A 19,135-nucleotide genomic window follows, 5' to 3' on the forward strand; every position below is an offset into this window, starting at 1 on the left:
GAGCGTCGCCCACATCCTGGCACCCGGACACCAGGGACGGACACTCGGCACAAGAGCTATCGTCCCGTGTCCGGGTGCTGAACCATGGTCGACGCCCACGACTCGGCCGGTGCCGATCGATCGTCGGTCGAGCGGGGACTCGCGGCGACCGAGGCGTTCTCGCTGCTCGCGAACGAGACACGGATGGCGATCCTGCTCGCACTGTGGGAGAACCACGGTCCACAGTCGTTCACCGACCTCGCCGAGAACGCGGGCATCGCCGACACGGGGAACTTCAACTACCACCTCGGAAAGCTGACCGGACAGTTCGTGATGAGCCGCGAGAACGGCTACGACCTCACCCGCGCGGGACGGAGGGCGCTGACGGCCGTCCTCGCCGAGGACCTCACGGCGCTCCCGAGGATGGAGCGGACGACCGTCGATCGATCCTGTCCGTACTGTGATGCGACGGTCGAGATCGTCCCGGTCGACGACGACCTCCGCGTCTGCTGTACGAACTGCGAGGGGGTGTTCGGGGGGACCACGACGTCGATCCGGACCGACACCCCACATCCCGACTCGACGATCACGATCGTCCCGCTGCCGACGGCCGGCCTCCGCGACCGTACCCCCGAAGAGATCCTCGACGTCGGGGTCGCGTGGTCGATCCAGCGCGCGCTCTCGTTCGCGAGGGGTGCCTGCCCGGAGTGTTCGGGCACCGTGCGGACGCGGATCGAGGTCTGTCCCGACCACGACGATCGGGGGATCTGTGACGCCTGTAGCCGACGGATCAGCGGGCGGGTCGACTTCCACTGTGACACCTGCCAGAACGGGATGGTCACGAACCTCACGATCGTCGCGCTGCTCGACTCGCAGGTGCTGGGCTTCTTCGACCGCCACGGCTACGACCTCCTGCGGCCGTCGTTCGAGGACGGCGGTGCCCTCATCTCCTCTTCCGAGACCGTGCTGTCGGAGGACCCCCTCGCCTACGAGGCGACGTGGACGTTCGACGGCGACGAACTGACGGTGCGCATCGATGACGCACTCGACGTCGAGGTCGTCCGGTAGAAGTCACCGGTCGATCGCCTTGCTCCGCTCCGAGTTCGGATGACCGCCCGAAGTGCCCGAACGCCCGGCGAGACGGGTGGCCCGTTCACCGGACGTCCAAGGGTGGGGATGGGTGGTGAGTACTCCGTTCGGATCCGTACACGGATCGCCCCGTCGGCGTCCACCGACAGGGGGAGTGTTCCACCCACGTTTCCCTCGCACTATGATAGTATAAGTAACAGGTCATTGCCGATTCCTAACCGGTGGTATGACCACCCTACACTACCCGAAGGGTAGATCTCCGGGTGTCAGAAAGAGAGAGAGAGAGATCTATTTCGTTTGTTCGTGAAGAGCCCCGTTTCAGTCTCGGGACGATTGAGCACCTCCGCCTCCCTTCGAATCCCATTTCGAGAGCGACCGGCTACGCGGGGACGCCGTCGACCGTGTCGAGGATCTCCTGTGGGACGTACGAGAGCTCCCAGTTCAGGCGGGCTTCGAGCTCGCGGCGACCCCGCTGGGTGAGCGTGTACTTGTTCGTCCGGAGGTCGTGTTTCCCCTTCTCGACGAGCCCCTTCTCGACGAGCGCATCCAGGTTCGGATAGAGCCGTCCGTGGCGGATCTCCTTCCCGTAGTACTCCGTCAGTTCGTCACAGACGTCGAGTCCCTTCGGCTCGTCGAGGCCACCGATAGCGGTCAGCAGGTCGCGCTGAAATGCGGTCAGGTCGTTCATCGATACCCGACCGAACGGCAGCCGACGGTAAATAGCATCGAGATAGTTCACGGGATTACCCACACCATAGTGTGAGAAAAAGGTAACCAGCCGTGGGGTACGAGTTCGGTAGATCTCGGATAGCACCATCCACCGGCCCTGGGGACACGTCATCCGAGTCGACGACCGCGAGGTCGCACGCCCGGCCCCCGGAGGACAGGAGGACCGATCCGGTCCGATTCCGGTGGAAAACGGCGTCTACGGTGCCCGGTCGGCAGTCACTCCACGGTGTCGAGCATGTCGGACGCGGTCAGTACGTCGACCTCCCTCGCGTCGAGGAACGCGAGGAGTTCGCGGAGGTACGCGGTCGAGGCGGTGTCATCGGCGTCGACGCGGAGCGCACCGAAGCGAAGCACGAGCAGCTGATTATACGTGAGCACCGACTCGACGAGTCGCTGGACCGCACTCGAGTCCGTCCCGTCGACGGTCGAGATCGTGTGGGGATCCGAGGGGGGAAACGCGTTCGGCGAGCCACCGAAGACGAAGCCCGTCTCGTGGACCTCACGTACGACCCCGAGCGTCGAGGCGTCGAGTCGGTCGTACGGGGTGAAGAAGTGTCTGGCACCCGCTTCGAAGCCGAGGTCGACGAGCGTCCGGTGTTCACCCTCGATCACCGCCCGCTGCTCGTCGGTCGAGAGCTCCGGGAGCGGCTCGCGTCGCAGGGGAAACGACGCGACGTCCCACCCTTCCCTGTCAAAACGCTCCAGACGGTCGACCGAGAGTCCGCCCGGCTCGTCGATCAGCGACGGCCGCACCGCGAGGACGCCCGCGAGACCGACCTCGTCGGTGATCTCGAGTATCTCGTCGTACGCGGAGTCCAGCCGACCGTCGAACGTCAGGACCACCCCGCCGCGCTCTCCCCCCGGCGTGGCTCGCAGGTCGTCGAGCGAGAACGCGACCGGCTCGTCGTCGGTCCCGTCGACCCAGATCCGCATCCCCTCGACCCCACGTTCGTCCGGCTCACCCTGCCGGTCGGTGTAGCCCACGTCGATGCGGATCCAGTCGTCGAGGTCGCTCGGAACCCGACGCCTGCTGATCAGGCCGTGATCGGTAGAGGGCGCCTGGAGCTCGACGGTCACGACCGCGCCCGCCGGGGAGTCGAGCGCCAGGGCCACCGAGAGATCCCTCTCACTGAGATCGATCGGGTCCTCGAACGCCCGGTAGACGCCGGCGCGCCGGCCGTCGGCGTCGGTCACGCGGAGCGCTCGATCACCCACCAGGGCGTCGTCGCTTGTCCCCGATCGCTCGCCGGCCAGCGGGGCCCAGACGCTCGGTTCGGCGAAGTCGTCGAGCAGTTCGCCACGGGCGATCGCGGGCGGGGTGATCTCGCTCTCGGGGATCGCATTGGGGCGGTACTCCCCGCCCGGATCGCGGAGTTCCTCCTCCCACGGCATCTCGCCTGTGCAGCCGGCGAGCCCGACGAGCGAGGAGCCGACCGCGGCGAGCATCGCTCGGCGGGAGCGAGCCGATCGCTTCGTCACAGTCGGTTTCGCCCCGTGGTGTCGGTCGTGTTTCGTCCCGTCGTTCGCCACCGCTCGAGAGCGACCTCCCCGACCCAGACGAGGGCCACCGAGAGCAGGTAGAACCAGACGATCAACAGTAGCGTCGCGACGGCCTGACCGCCGCCGACCCGCGAGTAGACGGCCCACCACGGGATCCCGAGGTTCAACACCGGCGCGGTGAGCGCGACGACCAGCGTGGTCCGCCCCACGTTCAGCACGACGAGGTTGCTGACCGCGAACCAGGCGAGGAGGGCGAGCGTCGTCTTGAGGACGGTCCCGCCGAGAAAGCGCCGTCGCCACGGAGCGAACGCTGGCGCTCGGCTCCCGTGGCGAGACCGTCCGTTCATGGGTTCACTCCGTCCGGAGACACAGGTTCGTCGAACGTGAATCTACGCCCCGGACGGACGGGGGACGGCTCCACGGCGAGGTCGGGAGACCGTACCACCGGCGGTCGCTCCAGGTTCATCGACGGTAGGGCGATAGTGGAGACGGCGTTTCGCGTCGAGGTCAATAAAGCCGCCCGATCAGGGTGCCCACGAGATACACACCGCCCCCGAGGACGACCGCGATACCGAGCGCGTAGATCGGACCGTGTGTGAGCCCCTCGATCAGTTCGCCCCTCGGATGGAGTTTGTAGCCCAGCGCCCGGGGCGGTGTGTAGCGCGTGTCCATCGACGAGCGAACGTAGCCGACGAGCGGCGGGAAGACGAACCGCCAGAGCACGGTGAGATAGACCGTGCCGAGACCCACCAGGGCTCCAGCACGTCTCGCCCCCGCATAGAGGGCCACTACGAGCGACAGTGTGAGCAGCGTGAATCCGAGGACGACGTCGACCCCGAGCAAGAACGCGACCGACGCGAGAGCCGGAAGCGTGAGAGCGAGGGCCGCGACCCGCCGTCGTGGTTCGGGCTCCCCGAAGAGGACACCCTTCGTATCCATGGATCGTTGTTATGATTCTAACACAAAACCGTTGTGGCCGGAGGCGACGGAAACGGGATGGAAGACGAGAGACGTGATCGCGCCCCGGGGAGACGGCAGTGGAGCGGTCGTCGTCACACCGTCCGTATCCTCTTTTCGTGTCTCACACCGGTTGCACCGGAGAACGACTCGTCGACACCACCCTCCGAGAGGGCTTCGAAATCGCTCTCGATCGATCGGTTACGGAGTGAGGAGTCAGCGATCTCGCGTAGCCGAGAGAGCGCGTCGTTCACCCCTGGAACCCGGTGACGACGTGAAAAACTGGCTCGTCTATTGCTAGTTAATATCTCGCAATCAATATCCCCGCAGCGCGCCTCCGTATAGGAGGGTAGAGAGATGGCAACGACCACATCGGTAGAAGAGCGAAACAGGGAGATCGTCGAGCGCGTCTCGTTCGAGCCGTACGTGACGGGCGAGATGGACGCCATCGACGAGATGGTGAGCGAGGGGTTCGTGCTCCACGACCCGCTCAGCCCGGAGGAGATCCGCGGGCCCGAGAGGTTCAAAGAGTACGTCGAATCGTTCCGAACCGCCTTCCCCGACCTCCACCTCACGACGGAGGAGATCGTCGCCGAGGACGACCGCGTCGCGGTTCACTGGACGGTCGGCGGAACCCACGAGGGACCGATCCCGAACCTCGATCTCGAACCGACCGGGGAGGAGTTCGAGATCTCTGGGATGGAGTTCGACCGGATCGAGGACGGGAAACTGGCCGAGACGTGGCTGGTGTACGACTCGCTCGGGTTCATGCAACAACTGGGGGTGATCCCCACCGAGGAGGACGCTGGGGCGCAGTAGCCCGAAGCGATCCTCACCTCGATCGGCTTTTCCAGGGAGTCGTTACAGAGTTCGAGCGTTTTGTGGGGACGAATCACGTCACACCAACACCGGTGGGGCTTCCGTCGATCGAACGCCACACGCGTGTGTTCGAGACCACGGCGACTCGTCGGCCGTCCTCACGAGAGACGTCGAGCGAGGAGATCGACGGCTCCCGCACCACGACACGAGCGTCCACCAGAAATTCGACGACGAGACGGAACTCACTCGTCTCTGGGAACCGCGAGCGCGTCGCCCGTCCCGCGCCCATCCGCGATCGCGGTGTACTCCCCGTCGATGGAGAGCGCCTGGACCTCCCCGAGTTCGGTCGACTCCGCCTCGGTCTCGTAGCCGAACCCGTCGAGTTCGCCTCTCGTCGCCTCCGTGAGACCGGACTCCCACCACACCGTCGAGGAGGCACCCGCGAACACCCGCGGTTCGGCGACGGCCGCCGCCGTGCCGGCACCGTCTTCCAACACGCGGTGGACGACCTGGGCGACGACGCTCGGGACCACCGCGCCGCCGGAGCCGCCGAGCGCGAGGATCGGCGCTCCGTCGTCGAGGACGATCATCGGACTCATCGTGCTCATCGGTCGCTTGTTCGCCGCAACCGAGTTCGGCCCTCCCGGGGTGAAATCGAAGTTCGTCAGCGAGTTCGCGAGGGAGATCCCCCGACCGGGGACGACGATGCCCGAGCCGAACGGCTGAGAGAGCGTGCTCGAGTACGAGACGACGGTGCCCTCGCTGTCGGCCACCGAGACGTGCGTCGTGCCCGACTCGCTCGGGAGCCCTCTCTCCTCGTTCGGCTCCTCGCGTCCGTCCTGGAACGTCCAGGGATCGCCCGCCTCGACGCGCTCGCTCACGACGCCGGGTGCGATCACGTCACGGCGCCGCGAGAGGTAGAGCTCGTCGAGCAGTCCCTCGACGGGGATATCGTCGTGTGCGCTGTCGCCGAGGTACGTCCAGTTGTCAGCGTACGCGAGGCGGGTCGCCTCGAGCAGCGCGTGGTAGCGCTCGGCCGAATCGCCCGAGTGGTCCGAGGCGAGCGAGGCGAGTATCTTCAGGCTCTGGACCGCCGTGATGCCGCTGCTCGGCGGTCTGGGGACGAGACACGGACAGTCGTTCACCCTCCCGACGATCGGTTCGTCGACCGTCGCCTCGTAGGCGGCGAGGTCCTCGGTGGTGAGGTCGCCGCCCGCCCCCTGGACCGTCTCGGCGATATCGCTCGCGATCGCTCCGGTGTAGAACGCCCCGAGTCCGTCGTCCGAGAGGATCCGGAGCGTCTCGGCGAGGTCCTCCTGTAAGAGCGGATCGCCCTCGGAGAGCCCCGAGAAGGTCGACTCCGCCTCGGGCGAGAGCCGGTCGGCGTTCGCCTCGATCGTGCGTTCGAGGTCGCTCGTCACGTCCCGGATCCCCTTCGAGAGCGAGATGGCCGGCGCGATCAGTTCGGGGACGCTCGCCGAACCGAAGCGATCGAGTGCGACCTCCAGTGTACGCGGCGTTCCGGGGACGCCAACCGAGAGGCCACTCTCGGTGATATCCGAGCCCGCGTCCTCGAACCGATCCGGCCCCGCTGCACTCGGCGCACGGACCTGCCCGTCGATCGCGTGCGACTTGCCCGCTGCGGTGTCGTGGACGAGCATGAACCCACCCCCGCCGAGGCCCGTCGCGTCCGGCATCGTCGCACAGAGGCTGAGCTGCGCCGCGACGGCCGCGTCGATAGCGTTCCCACCCTGCTCCAGGACCTGGGCGCCGACCTCGCTCGCGATCGGATCCGGCGTAGAGACCGCGCCCTCCTCCCCGGTCGCGACCGACGGCTCGAATCGGTCGGACGAGTTCCGTCGGGCGGCTGTGAGCCCGGTCACGAGGCCGCCCGTGGCGAGCGCCGCCGCACCGGCGAGCAGCGGCCGACGCCCCACTCCGGACGCCTCCGATCGCTCGCCGTACGCCTGTTCAAGTCCACCGCCGGGGTCGGTACCGCCCCTCGTGAACAGGGTTGGTTTTCTCACGGGAACGCGTTCAATCGCCCCTCTAAAATAGTTACGTCAGACGGAGAGCGGACGGTATACCACTCGCGCGACCGGCGGACCGACGAGTGCTCGCTCACCGAGCGTGGCGAACGAGAGCTCTCTGCTCGTCGTGAGTGGGGAAGGAAGTATCTCGAATCAGTGGTCGGCCAGTCGGTCCATTGCGGAGCCGGGTCAGATTCTATGGTGGTACGCTATTTCCGCGAACTGTCGTACATCGCCCCGAACTCCTGTTCGCCACTAATGAGTTCGTCGACACCCTCTGTGAGCGTCACCTCGCCGAAGACGGTCGCTCGATAGTACGTGTGCAATCCGTCCTGCCCTCGTTCGGTACGCTGGCGTTTTTCGATGAGGCCGACGTCGAGAAGCTTGTTGAGATGATAGTGGAGAGTACTGTCATCGATCGTGATCGTCTCCTCGAGTTGTTTGGGGCTCATCTCCTCGCCATGGACGAGACGATAGAGGATCTCGTAGCGGGTGCGATTGCCGACGCTTGCGTGCATGTCGAGATACTCATCGAGGCTTAGGATACTGTCTTCCGGTAGTAGGTCCTCCGGGTCCTCCGGCCTGTGTTCCCTGCCATCGTGGGTATCCCGTGTCGCCATCTCGTTTCGCAGTAGGCGAAGAAGATACTTAGCTATTGTCAAGCCAGCATATCCAAAAATCGCCACTCTTTATAAGCATGGTGCGAGTGGCGGGTGATATGACGACCGAGAGTACGCGCGAATCGATCGCCGATCGTCTCGGGAGCGTGAAATACGACCGTTTTCTCTTCTACGTGATGGGACCGTACAAGTCGTTCAACCTCAACTACGTTCTCAGCGAGGACGAACGCAGTCGATTCGATATCGAAGAGCTCCCGGGGCCGTTGCGGCGTCTCTTTCGGAACAGAGAGGACATCGATGCGGCACAGGGGCTCTTACGACGAGTACAGGGCGAACTCCGAACGGATCCCGGTGTGAATGCGTTTCTGGCACTCGACGTGGATATCGAGACTGATGACGTAGATGCAGTAACCCAGAGTATCGAGTTCACGCGGTGTAGCAACGCAACGGCGTTCGTCGTTCCGTTCCTCGGGCATAACTTCGGCGTCGGTGAGGAGGCAGGTAGCATTCTCGAGACACTTTCAGAGTCACACGGCGAGCGACTGCTGTTCATCCACGAGGCCAACGTAACGAGTGCGATGATACGATCGGCGAACGTTCGGTGGGATCTCCGGATCGAAACGTACGACACCGAAGCCGAACTCGTCGAACGGCTCCGTCGGTTCGCGGGTGGAATCATGCACCGCGAACGGCGAAGCGACCTCCAATACTTGGATTGATCGACTGACGACGAGTGTTTTGTCCCACGGAACGAAGCCGATGCTGTTTCCTCGACGAGCGTACTTCCTCATCACGAAGAGGGGGCCCGCCATCGGCAGATATAGTTCGCGTAGAACGCTCCGTCATACGTAGCCTCGAGATCCGAATCACTCGCTCTCCGTCTCTCGATCGACTGAGTACCTCAAACGAGCAGATCCGGCCACTGCAAGCAGTATTCTCTATACCATACCTGGCGTGGTAGTCACAACCACAATCATGAAATCAGATTACGCACGAAGATTCGAGAGTGGATACGGTAGGGAGCCGGACCAATGAGCGCGGTGAGCGCGATGTTCGTCATGTCGCTCTGGTCGCTCGCCGAAAACGTGGTAATCCTCCAAGGGAGCTTTATCGAGCTCGCGATTCTCTTCGCGATCCTCGCGATCGTTGCTGCAGCGCTCGGAGCCGGAGGTGTCGCTGGAATTTCGATGAATATCGCGAAGTGGTTCATCATCGCCTTCGTCTTACTCGCGATCATCACGGCGCTACTCTGAGGAGATCCACGAATACGACGAGAACTGACGAACAGCCGAATCGAATGGAAGTCACGTATCGGTGTCTTCGGATCGTGAGTGTCACGACCAGAAGCGTAAGCAATCCGATAACCGTGAATGCAGCTGCAACGAGAGTCTGAAATCCGGTGCTGACCGAACGGGGAGCAGACTTCGTATCCGTTGTCGACCTTCGCGATAATCCATTTATTTACGGCCCTCGATCAATTCTGGAACCGGTAGGCTCCAATCACGATGAGGATCAGTCCGATGAACGTGAGCTCTTCAGTCACCCGCTCTTGCAGGGAGGAGATTACGAACCGACTGCCAGCACTCCCAAGACGACCGAGAGGTGCAGCCAGTGCATCGAATGGTCCGTTTTCGTTTTTCGGATTCGGAGGACACACGGCGCATAGCTCCCGGATAGTGAAGAAGAGATCGACCGAAACCCCCGGAGTTATGCTTCAGCTTGGGATGCTTTCATAACGACCGGGTTGATCGGTGCCCCAGTTGCCATCTCGACGTGGAGGGGGGCAGCAGTGAAGAGGAACTCATAGATACCGTCGTTGGCACAACTCGCAGCGAGATCCTCCAGCCAAAGGATCTCGTTGAGATAAACGCCGAGGTTCCGAAGCATCGCGCCGTGAAGCGGAATTACGAAGGGTTCCCCGTCGATTTCCTGATTCACTTTTTCGACGGCGAGGTTGTCTGCTCCGAGCATCGGGACGTCCATGTCGTGAACCCATCGGACCAGTTCGTCGCTATAGCAAAGCCCGGGTTCGTTCGCTGGATCCCACTCTACACCGGGCTCACGGACTCGGGGGATCGAGCCCGTACGAATCAGCAGAATATCACGCTCTTGTAACTCTACGCCTTGTTCGTCAGCTGTAGTCAGGAGATCGTCCAGGGTGATACCCTCGCAATGAGCGAGCCGATGGTCTTCATCGCCCATCTGGCGACCGACGTCGAGCAAGACTGCCCGTCCAGTAATTCCACTGCTCGCTGCGGTACTGATGTCCGCTCTCGCGTGGCCTCGTGTTTCGGTGATCTCTTCGACTTCTCCCTCGGGGCACCCCTCGAGGCCGCGTTCGAACGTCTTCGTCTCGGCGGTAGTCATCGCGTCGAAGCCATTGTAGATCTGATCACCGTACCACGCGTGTCCAAGCGCATCGAGGTGCGTCGCTCCGTGTAAGAAGAAATCGGTGACGAACTTGTCGTCGCTGGTCTTCATGCCCCCCGGATACGGCTCCTGTTCGCCGTCTCTGACGGCCTGTTCGTCCCGCCCGTTACTACGACGTGCGGGGGTTCGACCAGGGAACGCTGGATCGCCAACAGTCGTCGTTGGAGTTTCATCCTCCTCGATAAAGGCGACTTCGCCCGTCATCGGCATCTGGAGCGTAAAGGTCTCGACGCTCTGTTGGTCTCCCCCTGTCACCGCATCAATGCCTCTCAAAGCCTGCTCACCGTCGAGAAGATTGAGCGCGCCGAGTTCGTCGTCCTCGCCCCATCGTCCCCAGTTGTTCGGTAGGTCGTCAAGCAGTTCTCCCATACCATTGGTCTGTGCAGCAACCGTTTCTGCGGTCATCCCAGCAGCAGTAAAGGCGGCGACAGCACCGCATCCCTGCATGAACCGTCGCCGGTTGACAGACCCTTCCGGACAGCACCGGTGCTCGTTCGTGTGATTAGTCATGTGTTGTCTCATGCACTGCCAACGTGCAGAAATCCAATTCGATGCCCACCTAATTAATTGTTAGGGACCTTCCAACATGCTACTAGTGGTGTTATCTGTAGATAAAATCCCTCAATTATCTCGATGTTATGAAAATAATACGTCCGCTCCAGGCTCACTCATGCGGAGGCAGAGCTCGGGTCGCCGAGAAACCGGTCGTAGAGTCGCAGCGCGTCTTCGACGAGACGACGGCGCGTCACGAGATGGTCCCGCTCACGGGCGGTCCGGCGGCGTTCGCGTTCGTCAGCTTCGTCCTCCGCACTTGCGAGGCTTGCCCGCAGTTCGTTCGGTGTTTCGACGTCGTACCTGGGCTCCCAGGTGTGAATCTGCTCGTTCATCTCCTCAGACCCTAAGCCCCATCTGTGTGTCACCGTACTCTTACCTTCCTCACCCTCGACTCGGTGAGTAGAGGCGATGATGGTACCAGAACGATTATCAGTTTCTCCGAAATCTGTCAAGAACCACCTGCTGACGATAGCGGGTGTATGCAGTAGACGACCAGCGTTAGTGTGCATAAACACTATGATTTATCAGAGCTGCTCTCCTTCTCTCGTGTATGAGTAGTGAGAGCGTCGACTCCGAAAGCAAGGTTTCGGGGAATCAAGCGAACATCCCCGCTCGCATCCGGCGGGAACTCGACATCGACGACGGGGACAGACTCCGCTGGCATATCGAGGACGACGGCACGCTCCGCGTCCAGGTCGTTCAACGGCGCAGCGGCACGTTCAGTGACTTCGATGGCTACGACGGCGAGGACGAGACCGACGTCACGACCGACCACGACACCTGGGGCGTCGACAACGAGTAGATGCCACGCGCACTCGTCGATACGACCGTCCTCTTCGCTGCGGCGTATCGCCGCGACGGTGCACACCGGGACGCCCTCCCGATCCTCCGGGGGATCGACACAGCGGACCTCCCGGAAGCGGTGATCCTCGATTACGTGCTCGCAGAGACGCTCAACGGACTGACCACGCACGCCGGCCACGACGCCGCTGTCGACTTTCTCGACCGGATCGAAGAGAACACGCGATTCCATCTCGACTCGCTGACCGCGGACGCGTTCGCGACGGCGAAAGCGCTCTTCCGGCAGTTCGAGCGGTTCTCGTTCGTCGACGCCTGTATCGTCGCCTACATGCAGACGGAGGGTCCCGGCTATCTCTACGCGTTCGACGACGACTTCGACATCGCCGAGGACGTCTACCGCCTCGACACCGCGACGAACCCGTATCAACCCGAGTGATGACAGAAGCTGTCACTCAGTTTTGTGTCGAACGAACCCAGAGTCCAGCTCGAAAACCGGTTCACGGGTAAACCCGGTGAAATCTACCGTCACTCGTTCGAGTCTTAGGACCCGTCCTCGGGGTATACTTTTCCTCGGCTATCGCTATTGGCCAGTATGACCGAACACACACCCAAAGACGTCTCCGATTCCATCCGCTATCAAGGAAAAGCGATCGATGACCCGGCGTGGATTCCTGCATTTCTCGCCAGCCAAGAGACCGGTGTACTCGGTCTCGTAGACGGAGACACCCCTCACCTCGTGACGCAGCTCTTCGTCTACGATTCCGAGGTGAACGCTATTTTCCTGCACGGTGCACAAGCCGGGCGTGCTCACGATCTCATCGAGACCGGCGGAGAGCCACGGGCCTCCTTCACGACAAGCGAGAAGGGACGGTACATTCCGGCGGACGAGCCGGTGAACTTCACTGTCGAGTACTCGAGTGTGGTTGCCTACGGATCGATCGGCTTCGTTACCGGTCGGAAGGAGAAACGACGCGTCCTCGAGCGGTTCATGGAGAAATTCGCTCCCCAACTGACGGCGGGCGAGGATTACGAGGAGATATCCGAGGAATCGGTCGCTCGGACGGCTGTGTACCGTCTCGACGTGAACTCGTGGAGTGGCAAAGAGGGGTGGAAAGACCCCGATCATCCGGGTGCCTACGATCTGGATTCCATTCGGTAACAACCACTGAGACCCGCCCAGTCCGGTCTCGATACAAGAGCCCGTTCACGGCCAGTACGGCTCTGTCAAACGGACCGCGCCTAGGGAGGCCGACGAACCGGCTGACGACGACGAGAGATACCCTCACGCCGACGTCTCGGACCAAAGGTGGGGTCGTGTTCGACCTGGATAGTGAACCGTGGAGAGGAGAACGACGACCCGCCAGGCGTCGAGATCTACGACGGCAAGTGGGTGTGTGTCGTTACGGGTCACCACGTCGCCGGCACTCCCCTGGACGTCTCGCACGACACCGACCGCGTGAGCCACCGATCGACTGGCACGAACAAGACTGGTTACTCATTCTCGAGGGGCTCGATCACCTTCTAGAGGTTCGCCTCGAACGTGTCCTTCTCGACCTGGTCTGTGACCTACCCGAGACCGTTGGTTATCCACTCGAAACGGTTATTCAGCGACCTGCCTCGACCAATTGACGATTAGATGACGTGGATCGGATCGTCCACCCGGATCGTTCCCGATGAGACGATCCGCGCGTTTAGCCCTCCGCGATGAATGAGTGCGCTGAGTACCCCTTCCTCGGTGAGCGACTCCAAATACGCACAGGGTTCACAGAGATCCACCCCTTCACAGACCACCTCACCGATTTGAAACCGCTCGTCGACCAGATGGCTGACAGCCACGTTTTCGGTCGTGATATTCCGCCGGTGATCGGCGTCCGTGAGCGAGATGCCGGCATCTCGTTGAACAAGAGCGAGAGTTTCAACCTCGAATAATGTTAGGGCTCTGTCCCCGTGAGTGAGGTTCCGACCTCGCTCGCCCGACCACGAGCCTTCTCGTTCGAAGTATCGATCTCCCTTGAGTCCGCGCCCCTCGACTGCTGATATCTCGGTTCTCGATTCCATTTCGGCGCCGGCCTCCGGTGCGATATGGATTGCTGCCACCCGGCCATCCCGATTTCTGCTCATCGTAGTACGCATCGACGTACAATTATATAACGGCTCGTCACGGCCGACTATCGGTCCGGATGGACTCTGCGTTCAGAAAGCGGAGTTTCGACCAGGGTTCCTCCCCATCCCCGGTATCGGTCTCCTTGATCGTGTTTCGCTCTTGGTAGAGGATCGTTGGTCAGGCCTCAGCTGTAGCTGGAAGTCACAGCGGGCAAGGGTGACGCGAACCCGTCACCCGACGAACGATGTTCCCAGTCAAGACGTTTGACTCGGAGCGTCGCGCCGCATCGAGGCGTTGCCAAAGATAGACTCACACCGTATCTGCGAGCGCTCCAACTCCGCCGTCGTGTCTACCGAAAACCAGGGAAAGAAGCACTGAAAACTATCCTTGAAATGCGCTATGACTTACCAACAACCTCCGTCACAAGAGCGGTAGCGAAAATGCAGAGCCAATCATTGCTATTGAGTGCGAACGTTCATAACAACGGTATCTGTGTATCATATATGCGCGATCACTTTGACGTGGTCATCGCTGGTGCTGGCCCCGCTGGAGCTCAATGCGCACGAGACCTCGCTGCAAGGGACTACGCTGTCGTCGTTCTCGAAACCGAATCAGAAGACGACTTTCCCCGTCAGAGTAACAAATCGACTGGCGGAACGTTTCCGCCTATGCTGGCCTCGTTTGGTATTCCGGACGATGTCGTAATGAACTTCACCGACAGCGTCGTGATTGAATCCCCGAATGAATATTTTGTCACAAAGCATGCCGGCGCTGTCCTAGATTTTGCCGCGTTCAAGAAGTTCCTCGTCGAGGATGGTCGACGAAAAGGGGCTGAATACCGATTTGACGCTCGGGTTTCGAAGCCTATACTGGAGAACGGAGAGATCATCGGAGTCCAGTACAATGGGTCACAAAAAGTATACGGAGACATCATCATTGACGCAACCGGGCCAGCCGCACCACTCGCGAAGGCCCTCGGTGTAAGCGACCTCAAACGCCGGAAACAAGCGATCGCGATCGAGTATGAACTCGAAGGAGTCGTGGTCGACCACGAGGAGTATGCTGATCTAACTGATGCGATGATGCTCCGGCTTGATCACAGATTTGCACCGGGAGGGTATTCATGGATCTTCCATACCGGTGCTGACACAGCGAAAGTAGGCCTCTGTTACCTCCAGAACACAAGGTACCAACAGTACGCCGACACTCGTCGCACTATCGATGGCTATCTGCAACACTGGCTAGACACTGATCCTCGCTTCGAAAGTAGTGAGCAGATCGAGGGTCGACACCATCGAGGATCCGCACACATTCAACGTCCTGGCCGTCTGAGTACGGATAATTTCATGGCGATCGGTGATACTGTCCCAACGATCGATCCGCTCTGGGGCGAGGGAATTGAAAAAGGGATGCGATCGGGACGTGCCGCTGCCATCACCGCGGACCGCTGTCTTATTCCCAACCAGCCAGACACGTCGGCCGAAAATATCTCGCTCTATAACACTCTGTGGAAAACTGAAGTTGCGCCTCGGGTGAACACACGACTGTTAGTAACAGAATTACTCTATCTCGTGCCAAACGATCGATACGACACCTTGGTGCGAGACTTTCACCGGTTTACTGGGGAGACGTTAAGCGAGGCAAGTCAGGGAGACATTGTAGCAATCGCGAAGATACTCCAGCCTAGCGACGCCCCGTTACTTGCGCAGTTTATGAAACACCAGCTTTGGGACTGGGGTGAACGACTGCGCTCTGCTCGATAGATAGCGCAACACCTCAGTGAGATTTCTGTTGTGATGCCGTGTTGAACGCAAGACAGCATCGGGGTAGGGTCGATCACTCACAGTGTTACGGTGTCAGAGACTGATTCTTGGAGTATTCCGGCTTTACACGAAGATGGGAAGCTGGTTGCACAACAAAGCACGCGTAATGACTACGCATCAACACGGATTCTGAGTACGGTGATCGGTGAGTAGAGGAAACGGAGGTATCGGCATCAGATCTGGGCTATCTAGCGTTGTGCAGATCGGAACGCTGAACGATGAGAAGACGTTTATAACACGAACGCTCTTGTGGAGAGGATTGTTGGTGAACCGCTATCTGGCTGAGTTAGTTCGCTAACCCCAGCTCTTGGCTCGATTGACCCCCGATTCGGAGCAGACCACTCTGACAGGAAAACCGCCAGACGGCAAGCCACCAACAATCCCTTACCCAAGGGCGTCGTGTATAGGTCCACATCAGTCCTGGCATCCAAGGTCTCTCCATCCGACCGTTCTCAATCGACGGTGCAAGACGATCATTCAGTGAGTCGAACACTGTCCGATCAACGAACCCTGATCGTTCGACGAGTTCACCTCCAGCAGTCGTCTGAAGTCGCGTTTCATCGGGTTCATCGCTGGAGAAAACAGCCAGCTCGAGTCGTTTCAATCGATCCGATCGATTTTCAACCCCGGTTTTCCGGAGCGCTCCTCTACCGAGGCGGGTAGGTCATTCGCATCGAGCGCACCATTGAGATACGAGACTCCGTGTTCGGAGAGGCGGTATTTCCACGATTCTCCCTCCGTTTCGACGAGTCGATAGTATAGCAACCGGTCTAACCGGGCGTCGATGTACTGCTTCGGGTACTCGAAGTGTGGTGAGAGTTCTCCGAGACGGTCTTTGATCGCCTTCGAGCGCAGCGCTCGATCCTCCGTTTTCAGGAGTTCGAGAATGCGTTCATCGATCAGTCGCATCCATTCTGCATGTCGGCGTATCATATTCTCACTAATGACTACGCCAGGCAGCGTTATCAAAGTGATTGCGGTGATTTCAGGTGATAGGGGCCTTGAGAATAGTAATTACCCATTGCGCCCACTGGATGTCTCGACGGGACTCAGTTCCGGTCGGTGGAGGTCCTGTAGCTCCTCACCAACAGTCTGTACATGGAGATCACAGTCTCACACAGCTAGGTCATCGACGTGCTCTCTGTGAATCGATGTTGCAGGTCGATTAGTTTGCGTGGATGGTAGTCTCCACCGTCTCCAATCGTAGGAAAGTATACCAGCGGGGACGGAGATTCCTGTCTTCGTTCGAGCTCTTCTTCAGAACTCTCATAATCAATTAACACCGAAGGCGGACAAAGTATACCACCCTGATTCCCACTGATTTTCTAATCATTAGAACAGAAATAAGTGGAAGCATACTACATATGGCGTCAATTGAAGGTGATTCGATAACGTATCAGACAGATTGCGATGCGGTTATATACGTGTAGTTAGCAGATGTCGTTGTGACACCCACTATCAATCCTACCACGCGCAGAACTGTCCTGGGAGCAATTGGTTCTGGGAGTGCGCTCGCGCTATCGGGCTGTCTTATCGGCGATGATGATGATGATGGCGATGAGGACGTCAGACCGATTGATCTCGAGTCGATCCCACCGGATGAGTACGAGTCGACGGTAAACGTTTGGAACTGGTACACGGATTGGGTCGATTGGCACGTCGACGAGTTCCAAGATACCTATGAAGATATCGATCAAATAAATACACAGGCATATTCGGGCCCCAGTGAATGGTACTCCCAACTGGAAGCGGGTAACGACGAGATCGATAATATCTGTGCCACGAATGAGTGGGTCGTTCGGGCAATGAACAACGACTACTTAGAACCATTACCGGTAGACATCATGGACGCGTGGGATGTTTTAACTCCATTGGCTGCTGAAGACGCCGAAGAGTACTACAGCATGGATGGAGAGATCTATGCGATCCCAGAGTCGATCGTTATGCAACCCTCGCTAACGTACAACGAGGATTACTTCGATAGTCCACCGGATTCTTGGAGTATTCTTTGGGATGAGGAGTTTGACGGAATGATGTTCATGGAAGATTGGGCCGAGGTCTCCTGCCGTGTTGCCGCACTCTATACTGGTCAGGATCCGAACGATCCCGACGATTTCGAAGAGATCGAAGAGGTCCTCATGCAGCAACGGGATTTCAACGTCACCTATTGGAACGAATTCTCCTCTGCGATGGAGATGTTCATCAACGAAGAAGTCGTCGTGGGGCCACTTCGGGATGGCAGGACCTGGATGGCACGGTATCTCGAGGATTCGCCGATAAATTACGCCGTGCCCGAAGAGGGGATGATGTACACATATGATAACTTCGTCATCCCGGAGGGAGCGCCAAATCCCCGAGCGAGTACAATGTGGATCGAACACGGCGGACAGATCTCATCGAGGATTCAGCTCTTCGCGCAGATGGGGTATGTACCCCCGATCGAGAACTTAGAAGACGAGTTAACCGAGGTGGTGTCAGAAGAAGAAGCTTCGTTCGCTGACTGGCTCGATCCTGATGAACTAATCTTCATCGAACCACTGGACGAAGAGACTCTAGAGCGGTATGACGAGATCTGGACGACTGTGGTCGCAGGCTGAGTGGAAAATATATGCCAGTATTACGCGTCGAGAACCTCAACAAGAACTACGGAGATGTCGTCGCCGTCAAGAACGCCTCGTTCGAAATAGAAGACGGGGAATTCGTCTCTATACTCGGACCGAGTGGGTCTGGAAAGTCGACGATGCTGCGGATGATCTCGGGATTTGAGACACCAACCACCGGTGAGATCTATATCAACGGTGAAAACGTCGTTGGGACACCTGCCTTCGAGAGAGATACGAACATGGTGTTTCAGAATCTCGCGTTATTTCCTCATCTTACCGTCTCCGAAAACATTCAATTCGGTCTCAAACGAAGGGGGGTCGAGAAGCAGGAACGGAACGAACGGACCGAGCAGATCCTTGAAGTCGTAGAGTTACGTGGCTACGGCGATCGCGATATCGATCAACTGAGTGGCGGCGAGCAACAGCGGATCGCACTCGCTCGCGCGCTCGTCAATGAACCCTCGATGATCCTTCTCGATGAGCCGTTGGCATCGCTCGACCGAAAGCTGCGCCAGCATATGAAATTCGAGCTACAGCGAATTCAGAATGAAACTGGAATTACATTTCTGTACGTGACCCACGACCAGGAAGTAGCGATGTCGATCTCCGATCGGATGATCGTTCTCAACGAGGGAATCATCGAGCAGGATGGCCCGGTCAGGGCGATATACGATCGCCCAGCTACTCGCTTCGTAGCGCAGTTCATGGGAGATCTAAACGTACTATCCGGTACGGTCACGAGAGTAGATGAACGAACAATCGAGATGAACATAGGCGATGAGGCGGTGATGGTGCCGACAGTCAGTACCAACCCTGCTATAGCATCCGGTGAGACTGTCGAGGTCGGAATCAGACCATCTCATATTCAACTCTCAAAACAGAACGGATCATCCGCTGGTATATTGACCGGAATCGTTGAGAACGACATCTATGCTGGAGATGAGACCGTCTACAGTGTCGATGTCGGTGAGAAAGTCTTCAAAATAGAATCTACAGAAGACGGTTTCAACATCGGAGACCCCGTCGTACTGCGCTGGGATAGAGAATCGACGTTCCTGTTTGTCGACGGCGAGAACATATCTCAGGAGGGCTAATT

At 59.4% G+C, this 19,135-nt stretch carries 22 protein-coding genes and 1 pseudogene; 12 read left to right on the top strand and 11 right to left on the bottom strand.

All coding sequences use genetic code 11. The features are described from left to right. The first annotated feature begins 84 nt into the window (after positions 1 to 84). Complete coding sequence (locus V2L32_RS19020) at positions 85 to 1,047, top strand: winged helix-turn-helix domain-containing protein (protein ID WP_331234158.1); 963 nt, start codon at positions 85 to 87, stop codon at positions 1,045 to 1,047. 400 nt (positions 1,048 to 1,447) lie between these two features. Here the strand turns inward: V2L32_RS19020 and V2L32_RS19025 are convergent, their stop codons facing one another. From V2L32_RS19025 to V2L32_RS19045, 5 genes are all read right to left on the bottom strand, one after another. Continuing rightward, positions 1,448 to 1,756, bottom strand: a complete 309-nt coding sequence (locus V2L32_RS19025) for a helix-turn-helix transcriptional regulator (protein WP_331234159.1) — start codon at positions 1,754 to 1,756, stop codon at positions 1,448 to 1,450. 257 nt (positions 1,757 to 2,013) lie between these two features. Continuing rightward, positions 2,014 to 3,327, bottom strand: a complete 1,314-nt coding sequence (locus tag V2L32_RS19030; protein ID WP_331234160.1) for a polysaccharide deacetylase family protein — start codon at positions 3,325 to 3,327, stop codon at positions 2,014 to 2,016. Next, the gene (locus V2L32_RS19035; protein WP_331234162.1) at positions 3,273 to 3,644 is read right to left on the bottom strand and encodes a hypothetical protein; all 372 of its coding nucleotides are present in this window, start codon (positions 3,642 to 3,644) and stop codon (positions 3,273 to 3,275) included. The genes V2L32_RS19030 and V2L32_RS19035 overlap by 55 nt, the downstream gene beginning before the upstream one ends. 160 nt (positions 3,645 to 3,804) lie before the next feature. Next, positions 3,805 to 4,236: a hypothetical protein gene (locus V2L32_RS19040; protein ID WP_331234163.1), complete on the bottom strand. Its 432-nt coding sequence runs from the start codon at positions 4,234 to 4,236 to the stop codon at positions 3,805 to 3,807. A gap of 113 nt (positions 4,237 to 4,349) precedes the next feature. Next, positions 4,350 to 4,508: a hypothetical protein gene (locus V2L32_RS19045; protein ID WP_331234164.1), complete on the bottom strand. Its 159-nt coding sequence runs from the start codon at positions 4,506 to 4,508 to the stop codon at positions 4,350 to 4,352. Between the two features lie 103 nt (positions 4,509 to 4,611). Between V2L32_RS19045 and V2L32_RS19050 the strand changes: the two genes are divergently transcribed. Continuing rightward, entirely contained in the window at positions 4,612 to 5,073 is a 462-nt protein-coding gene (locus V2L32_RS19050) for an ester cyclase (protein WP_331234165.1), read from the top strand. A 242-nt stretch (positions 5,074 to 5,315) separates the two neighbouring features. Here V2L32_RS19050 and ggt read toward each other — a convergent pair whose 3' ends face one another. Together ggt and V2L32_RS19060 are read right to left on the bottom strand one after the other, a co-directional pair. Next, positions 5,316 to 7,100, bottom strand: coding sequence for a gamma-glutamyltransferase (gene ggt, locus V2L32_RS19055; RefSeq protein WP_331234166.1), 1,785 nt, complete (start codon positions 7,098 to 7,100; stop codon positions 5,316 to 5,318). Between the two features lie 212 nt (positions 7,101 to 7,312). Next, positions 7,313 to 7,723: a winged helix-turn-helix domain-containing protein gene (locus tag V2L32_RS19060; RefSeq protein WP_331234167.1), complete on the bottom strand. Its 411-nt coding sequence runs from the start codon at positions 7,721 to 7,723 to the stop codon at positions 7,313 to 7,315. A gap of 98 nt (positions 7,724 to 7,821) precedes the next feature. On the opposite strand from V2L32_RS19060, the gene V2L32_RS19065 reads away from it, so the two are divergent. Together V2L32_RS19065 and V2L32_RS19070 are read left to right on the top strand one after the other, a co-directional pair. Further along, positions 7,822 to 8,442: a DUF7509 family protein gene (locus tag V2L32_RS19065; protein WP_331234169.1), complete on the top strand. Its 621-nt coding sequence runs from the start codon at positions 7,822 to 7,824 to the stop codon at positions 8,440 to 8,442. A 312-nt stretch (positions 8,443 to 8,754) separates the two neighbouring features. Next, positions 8,755 to 8,976 (top strand): DUF1328 family protein, encoded by a 222-nt coding sequence (locus tag V2L32_RS19070; protein ID WP_331234170.1) that lies wholly within the window; start codon positions 8,755 to 8,757, stop codon positions 8,974 to 8,976. A gap of 454 nt (positions 8,977 to 9,430) precedes the next feature. On the opposite strand, the gene V2L32_RS19075 is transcribed toward V2L32_RS19070, so the two are convergent. Beyond that, positions 9,431 to 10,558, bottom strand: a complete 1,128-nt coding sequence (locus tag V2L32_RS19075; RefSeq protein ID WP_331234171.1) for a cyclase family protein — start codon at positions 10,556 to 10,558, stop codon at positions 9,431 to 9,433. Between the two features lie 263 nt (positions 10,559 to 10,821). Then, complete coding sequence (locus V2L32_RS19080) at positions 10,822 to 11,040, bottom strand: DUF7342 family protein (RefSeq protein ID WP_331234173.1); 219 nt, start codon at positions 11,038 to 11,040, stop codon at positions 10,822 to 10,824. Positions 11,041 to 11,258: 218 nt separating this feature from the next. Here V2L32_RS19080 and V2L32_RS19085 point away from each other — a divergent pair, with 218 nt between their 5' ends. The 4 genes from V2L32_RS19085 to V2L32_RS19100 all read left to right on the top strand — a co-directional run bounded on the left by V2L32_RS19085 (position 11,259) and on the right by V2L32_RS19100 (position 13,034). Further along, on the top strand, positions 11,259 to 11,510 hold the full coding sequence (locus V2L32_RS19085) for an AbrB/MazE/SpoVT family DNA-binding domain-containing protein (RefSeq protein WP_331234174.1): 252 nt from the start codon (positions 11,259 to 11,261) through the stop codon (positions 11,508 to 11,510). Further along, positions 11,511 to 11,945, top strand: a complete 435-nt coding sequence (locus tag V2L32_RS19090; RefSeq protein ID WP_331234175.1) for a PIN domain-containing protein — start codon at positions 11,511 to 11,513, stop codon at positions 11,943 to 11,945. A gap of 156 nt (positions 11,946 to 12,101) precedes the next feature. Then, positions 12,102 to 12,668: a pyridoxamine 5'-phosphate oxidase family protein gene (locus tag V2L32_RS19095; RefSeq protein WP_331234176.1), complete on the top strand. Its 567-nt coding sequence runs from the start codon at positions 12,102 to 12,104 to the stop codon at positions 12,666 to 12,668. Between the two features lie 171 nt (positions 12,669 to 12,839). Further along, on the top strand, positions 12,840 to 13,034 hold the full coding sequence (locus tag V2L32_RS19100; protein WP_331234177.1) for a hypothetical protein: 195 nt from the start codon (positions 12,840 to 12,842) through the stop codon (positions 13,032 to 13,034). 107 nt (positions 13,035 to 13,141) lie between these two features. Here V2L32_RS19100 and V2L32_RS19105 read toward each other — a convergent pair whose 3' ends face one another. Next, complete coding sequence (locus tag V2L32_RS19105) at positions 13,142 to 13,630, bottom strand: MOSC domain-containing protein (RefSeq protein WP_331234178.1); 489 nt, start codon at positions 13,628 to 13,630, stop codon at positions 13,142 to 13,144. A gap of 246 nt (positions 13,631 to 13,876) precedes the next feature. On the opposite strand from V2L32_RS19105, the pseudogene V2L32_RS19110 reads away from it, so the two are divergent. Then, a pseudogene (locus V2L32_RS19110) lies at positions 13,877 to 14,005 on the top strand (IS1595 family transposase); the annotation flags it as partial. 111 nt (positions 14,006 to 14,116) lie between these two features. Then, the gene (locus tag V2L32_RS19115) at positions 14,117 to 15,376 is read left to right on the top strand and encodes a digeranylgeranylglycerophospholipid reductase (protein WP_331236639.1); all 1,260 of its coding nucleotides are present in this window, start codon (positions 14,117 to 14,119) and stop codon (positions 15,374 to 15,376) included. Between the two features lie 660 nt (positions 15,377 to 16,036). Here V2L32_RS19115 and V2L32_RS19120 read toward each other — a convergent pair. Beyond that, entirely contained in the window at positions 16,037 to 16,369 is a 333-nt protein-coding gene (locus tag V2L32_RS19120) for a hypothetical protein (RefSeq protein WP_331234179.1), read from the bottom strand. Between the two features lie 512 nt (positions 16,370 to 16,881). On the opposite strand from V2L32_RS19120, the gene V2L32_RS19125 reads away from it, so the two are divergent. Together V2L32_RS19125 and V2L32_RS19130 are read left to right on the top strand one after the other, a co-directional pair. Then, complete coding sequence (locus tag V2L32_RS19125; protein ID WP_331234180.1) at positions 16,882 to 18,033, top strand: ABC transporter substrate-binding protein; 1,152 nt, start codon at positions 16,882 to 16,884, stop codon at positions 18,031 to 18,033. 11 nt (positions 18,034 to 18,044) lie between these two features. Continuing rightward, a complete protein-coding gene (locus V2L32_RS19130) occupies positions 18,045 to 19,133 on the top strand; it encodes an ABC transporter ATP-binding protein (RefSeq protein WP_331234182.1) in 1,089 nt (362 codons plus the stop codon). Positions 19,134 to 19,135: the final 2 nt, after the last annotated feature.

The sequence above is a fragment of the Halalkalicoccus sp. CGA53 genome (assembly GCF_036429475.1).
Lineage (GTDB): Archaea > Halobacteriota > Halobacteria > Halobacteriales > Halalkalicoccaceae > Natronorarus > Natronorarus salvus.

Excerpts from the sequence above, each read along its gene's own strand:
- V2L32_RS19075 (WP_331234171.1), bottom strand. The coding sequence starts at position 10,558 with ATGACCGCAGAAACGGTTGCTGCACAGACCAATGGTATGGGAGAACTG.
- V2L32_RS19115 (WP_331236639.1), top strand. The coding sequence starts at position 14,117 with ATGCGCGATCACTTTGACGTGGTCATCGCTGGTGCTGGCCCCGCTGGA.
- V2L32_RS19120 (WP_331234179.1), bottom strand. The coding sequence starts at position 16,369 with ATGATACGCCGACATGCAGAATGGATGCGACTGATCGATGAACGCATT.
- V2L32_RS19105 (WP_331234178.1), bottom strand. The coding sequence starts at position 13,630 with ATGAGCAGAAATCGGGATGGCCGGGTGGCAGCAATCCATATCGCACCG.
- V2L32_RS19085 (WP_331234174.1), top strand. The coding sequence starts at position 11,259 with ATGAGTAGTGAGAGCGTCGACTCCGAAAGCAAGGTTTCGGGGAATCAA.
- V2L32_RS19065 (WP_331234169.1), top strand. The coding sequence starts at position 7,822 with ATGACGACCGAGAGTACGCGCGAATCGATCGCCGATCGTCTCGGGAGC.
- V2L32_RS19035 (WP_331234162.1), bottom strand. The coding sequence starts at position 3,644 with ATGAACGGACGGTCTCGCCACGGGAGCCGAGCGCCAGCGTTCGCTCCG.
- V2L32_RS19040 (WP_331234163.1), bottom strand. The coding sequence starts at position 4,236 with ATGGATACGAAGGGTGTCCTCTTCGGGGAGCCCGAACCACGACGGCGG.
- V2L32_RS19025 (WP_331234159.1), bottom strand. The coding sequence starts at position 1,756 with ATGAACGACCTGACCGCATTTCAGCGCGACCTGCTGACCGCTATCGGT.
- V2L32_RS19095 (WP_331234176.1), top strand. The coding sequence starts at position 12,102 with ATGACCGAACACACACCCAAAGACGTCTCCGATTCCATCCGCTATCAA.
- V2L32_RS19050 (WP_331234165.1), top strand. The coding sequence starts at position 4,612 with ATGGCAACGACCACATCGGTAGAAGAGCGAAACAGGGAGATCGTCGAG.
- V2L32_RS19060 (WP_331234167.1), bottom strand. The coding sequence starts at position 7,723 with ATGGCGACACGGGATACCCACGATGGCAGGGAACACAGGCCGGAGGAC.
- V2L32_RS19070 (WP_331234170.1), top strand. The coding sequence starts at position 8,755 with ATGAGCGCGGTGAGCGCGATGTTCGTCATGTCGCTCTGGTCGCTCGCC.
- V2L32_RS19080 (WP_331234173.1), bottom strand. The coding sequence starts at position 11,040 with ATGAACGAGCAGATTCACACCTGGGAGCCCAGGTACGACGTCGAAACA.
- V2L32_RS19130 (WP_331234182.1), top strand. The coding sequence starts at position 18,045 with ATGCCAGTATTACGCGTCGAGAACCTCAACAAGAACTACGGAGATGTC.
- V2L32_RS19090 (WP_331234175.1), top strand. The coding sequence starts at position 11,511 with ATGCCACGCGCACTCGTCGATACGACCGTCCTCTTCGCTGCGGCGTAT.
- V2L32_RS19020 (WP_331234158.1), top strand. The coding sequence starts at position 85 with ATGGTCGACGCCCACGACTCGGCCGGTGCCGATCGATCGTCGGTCGAG.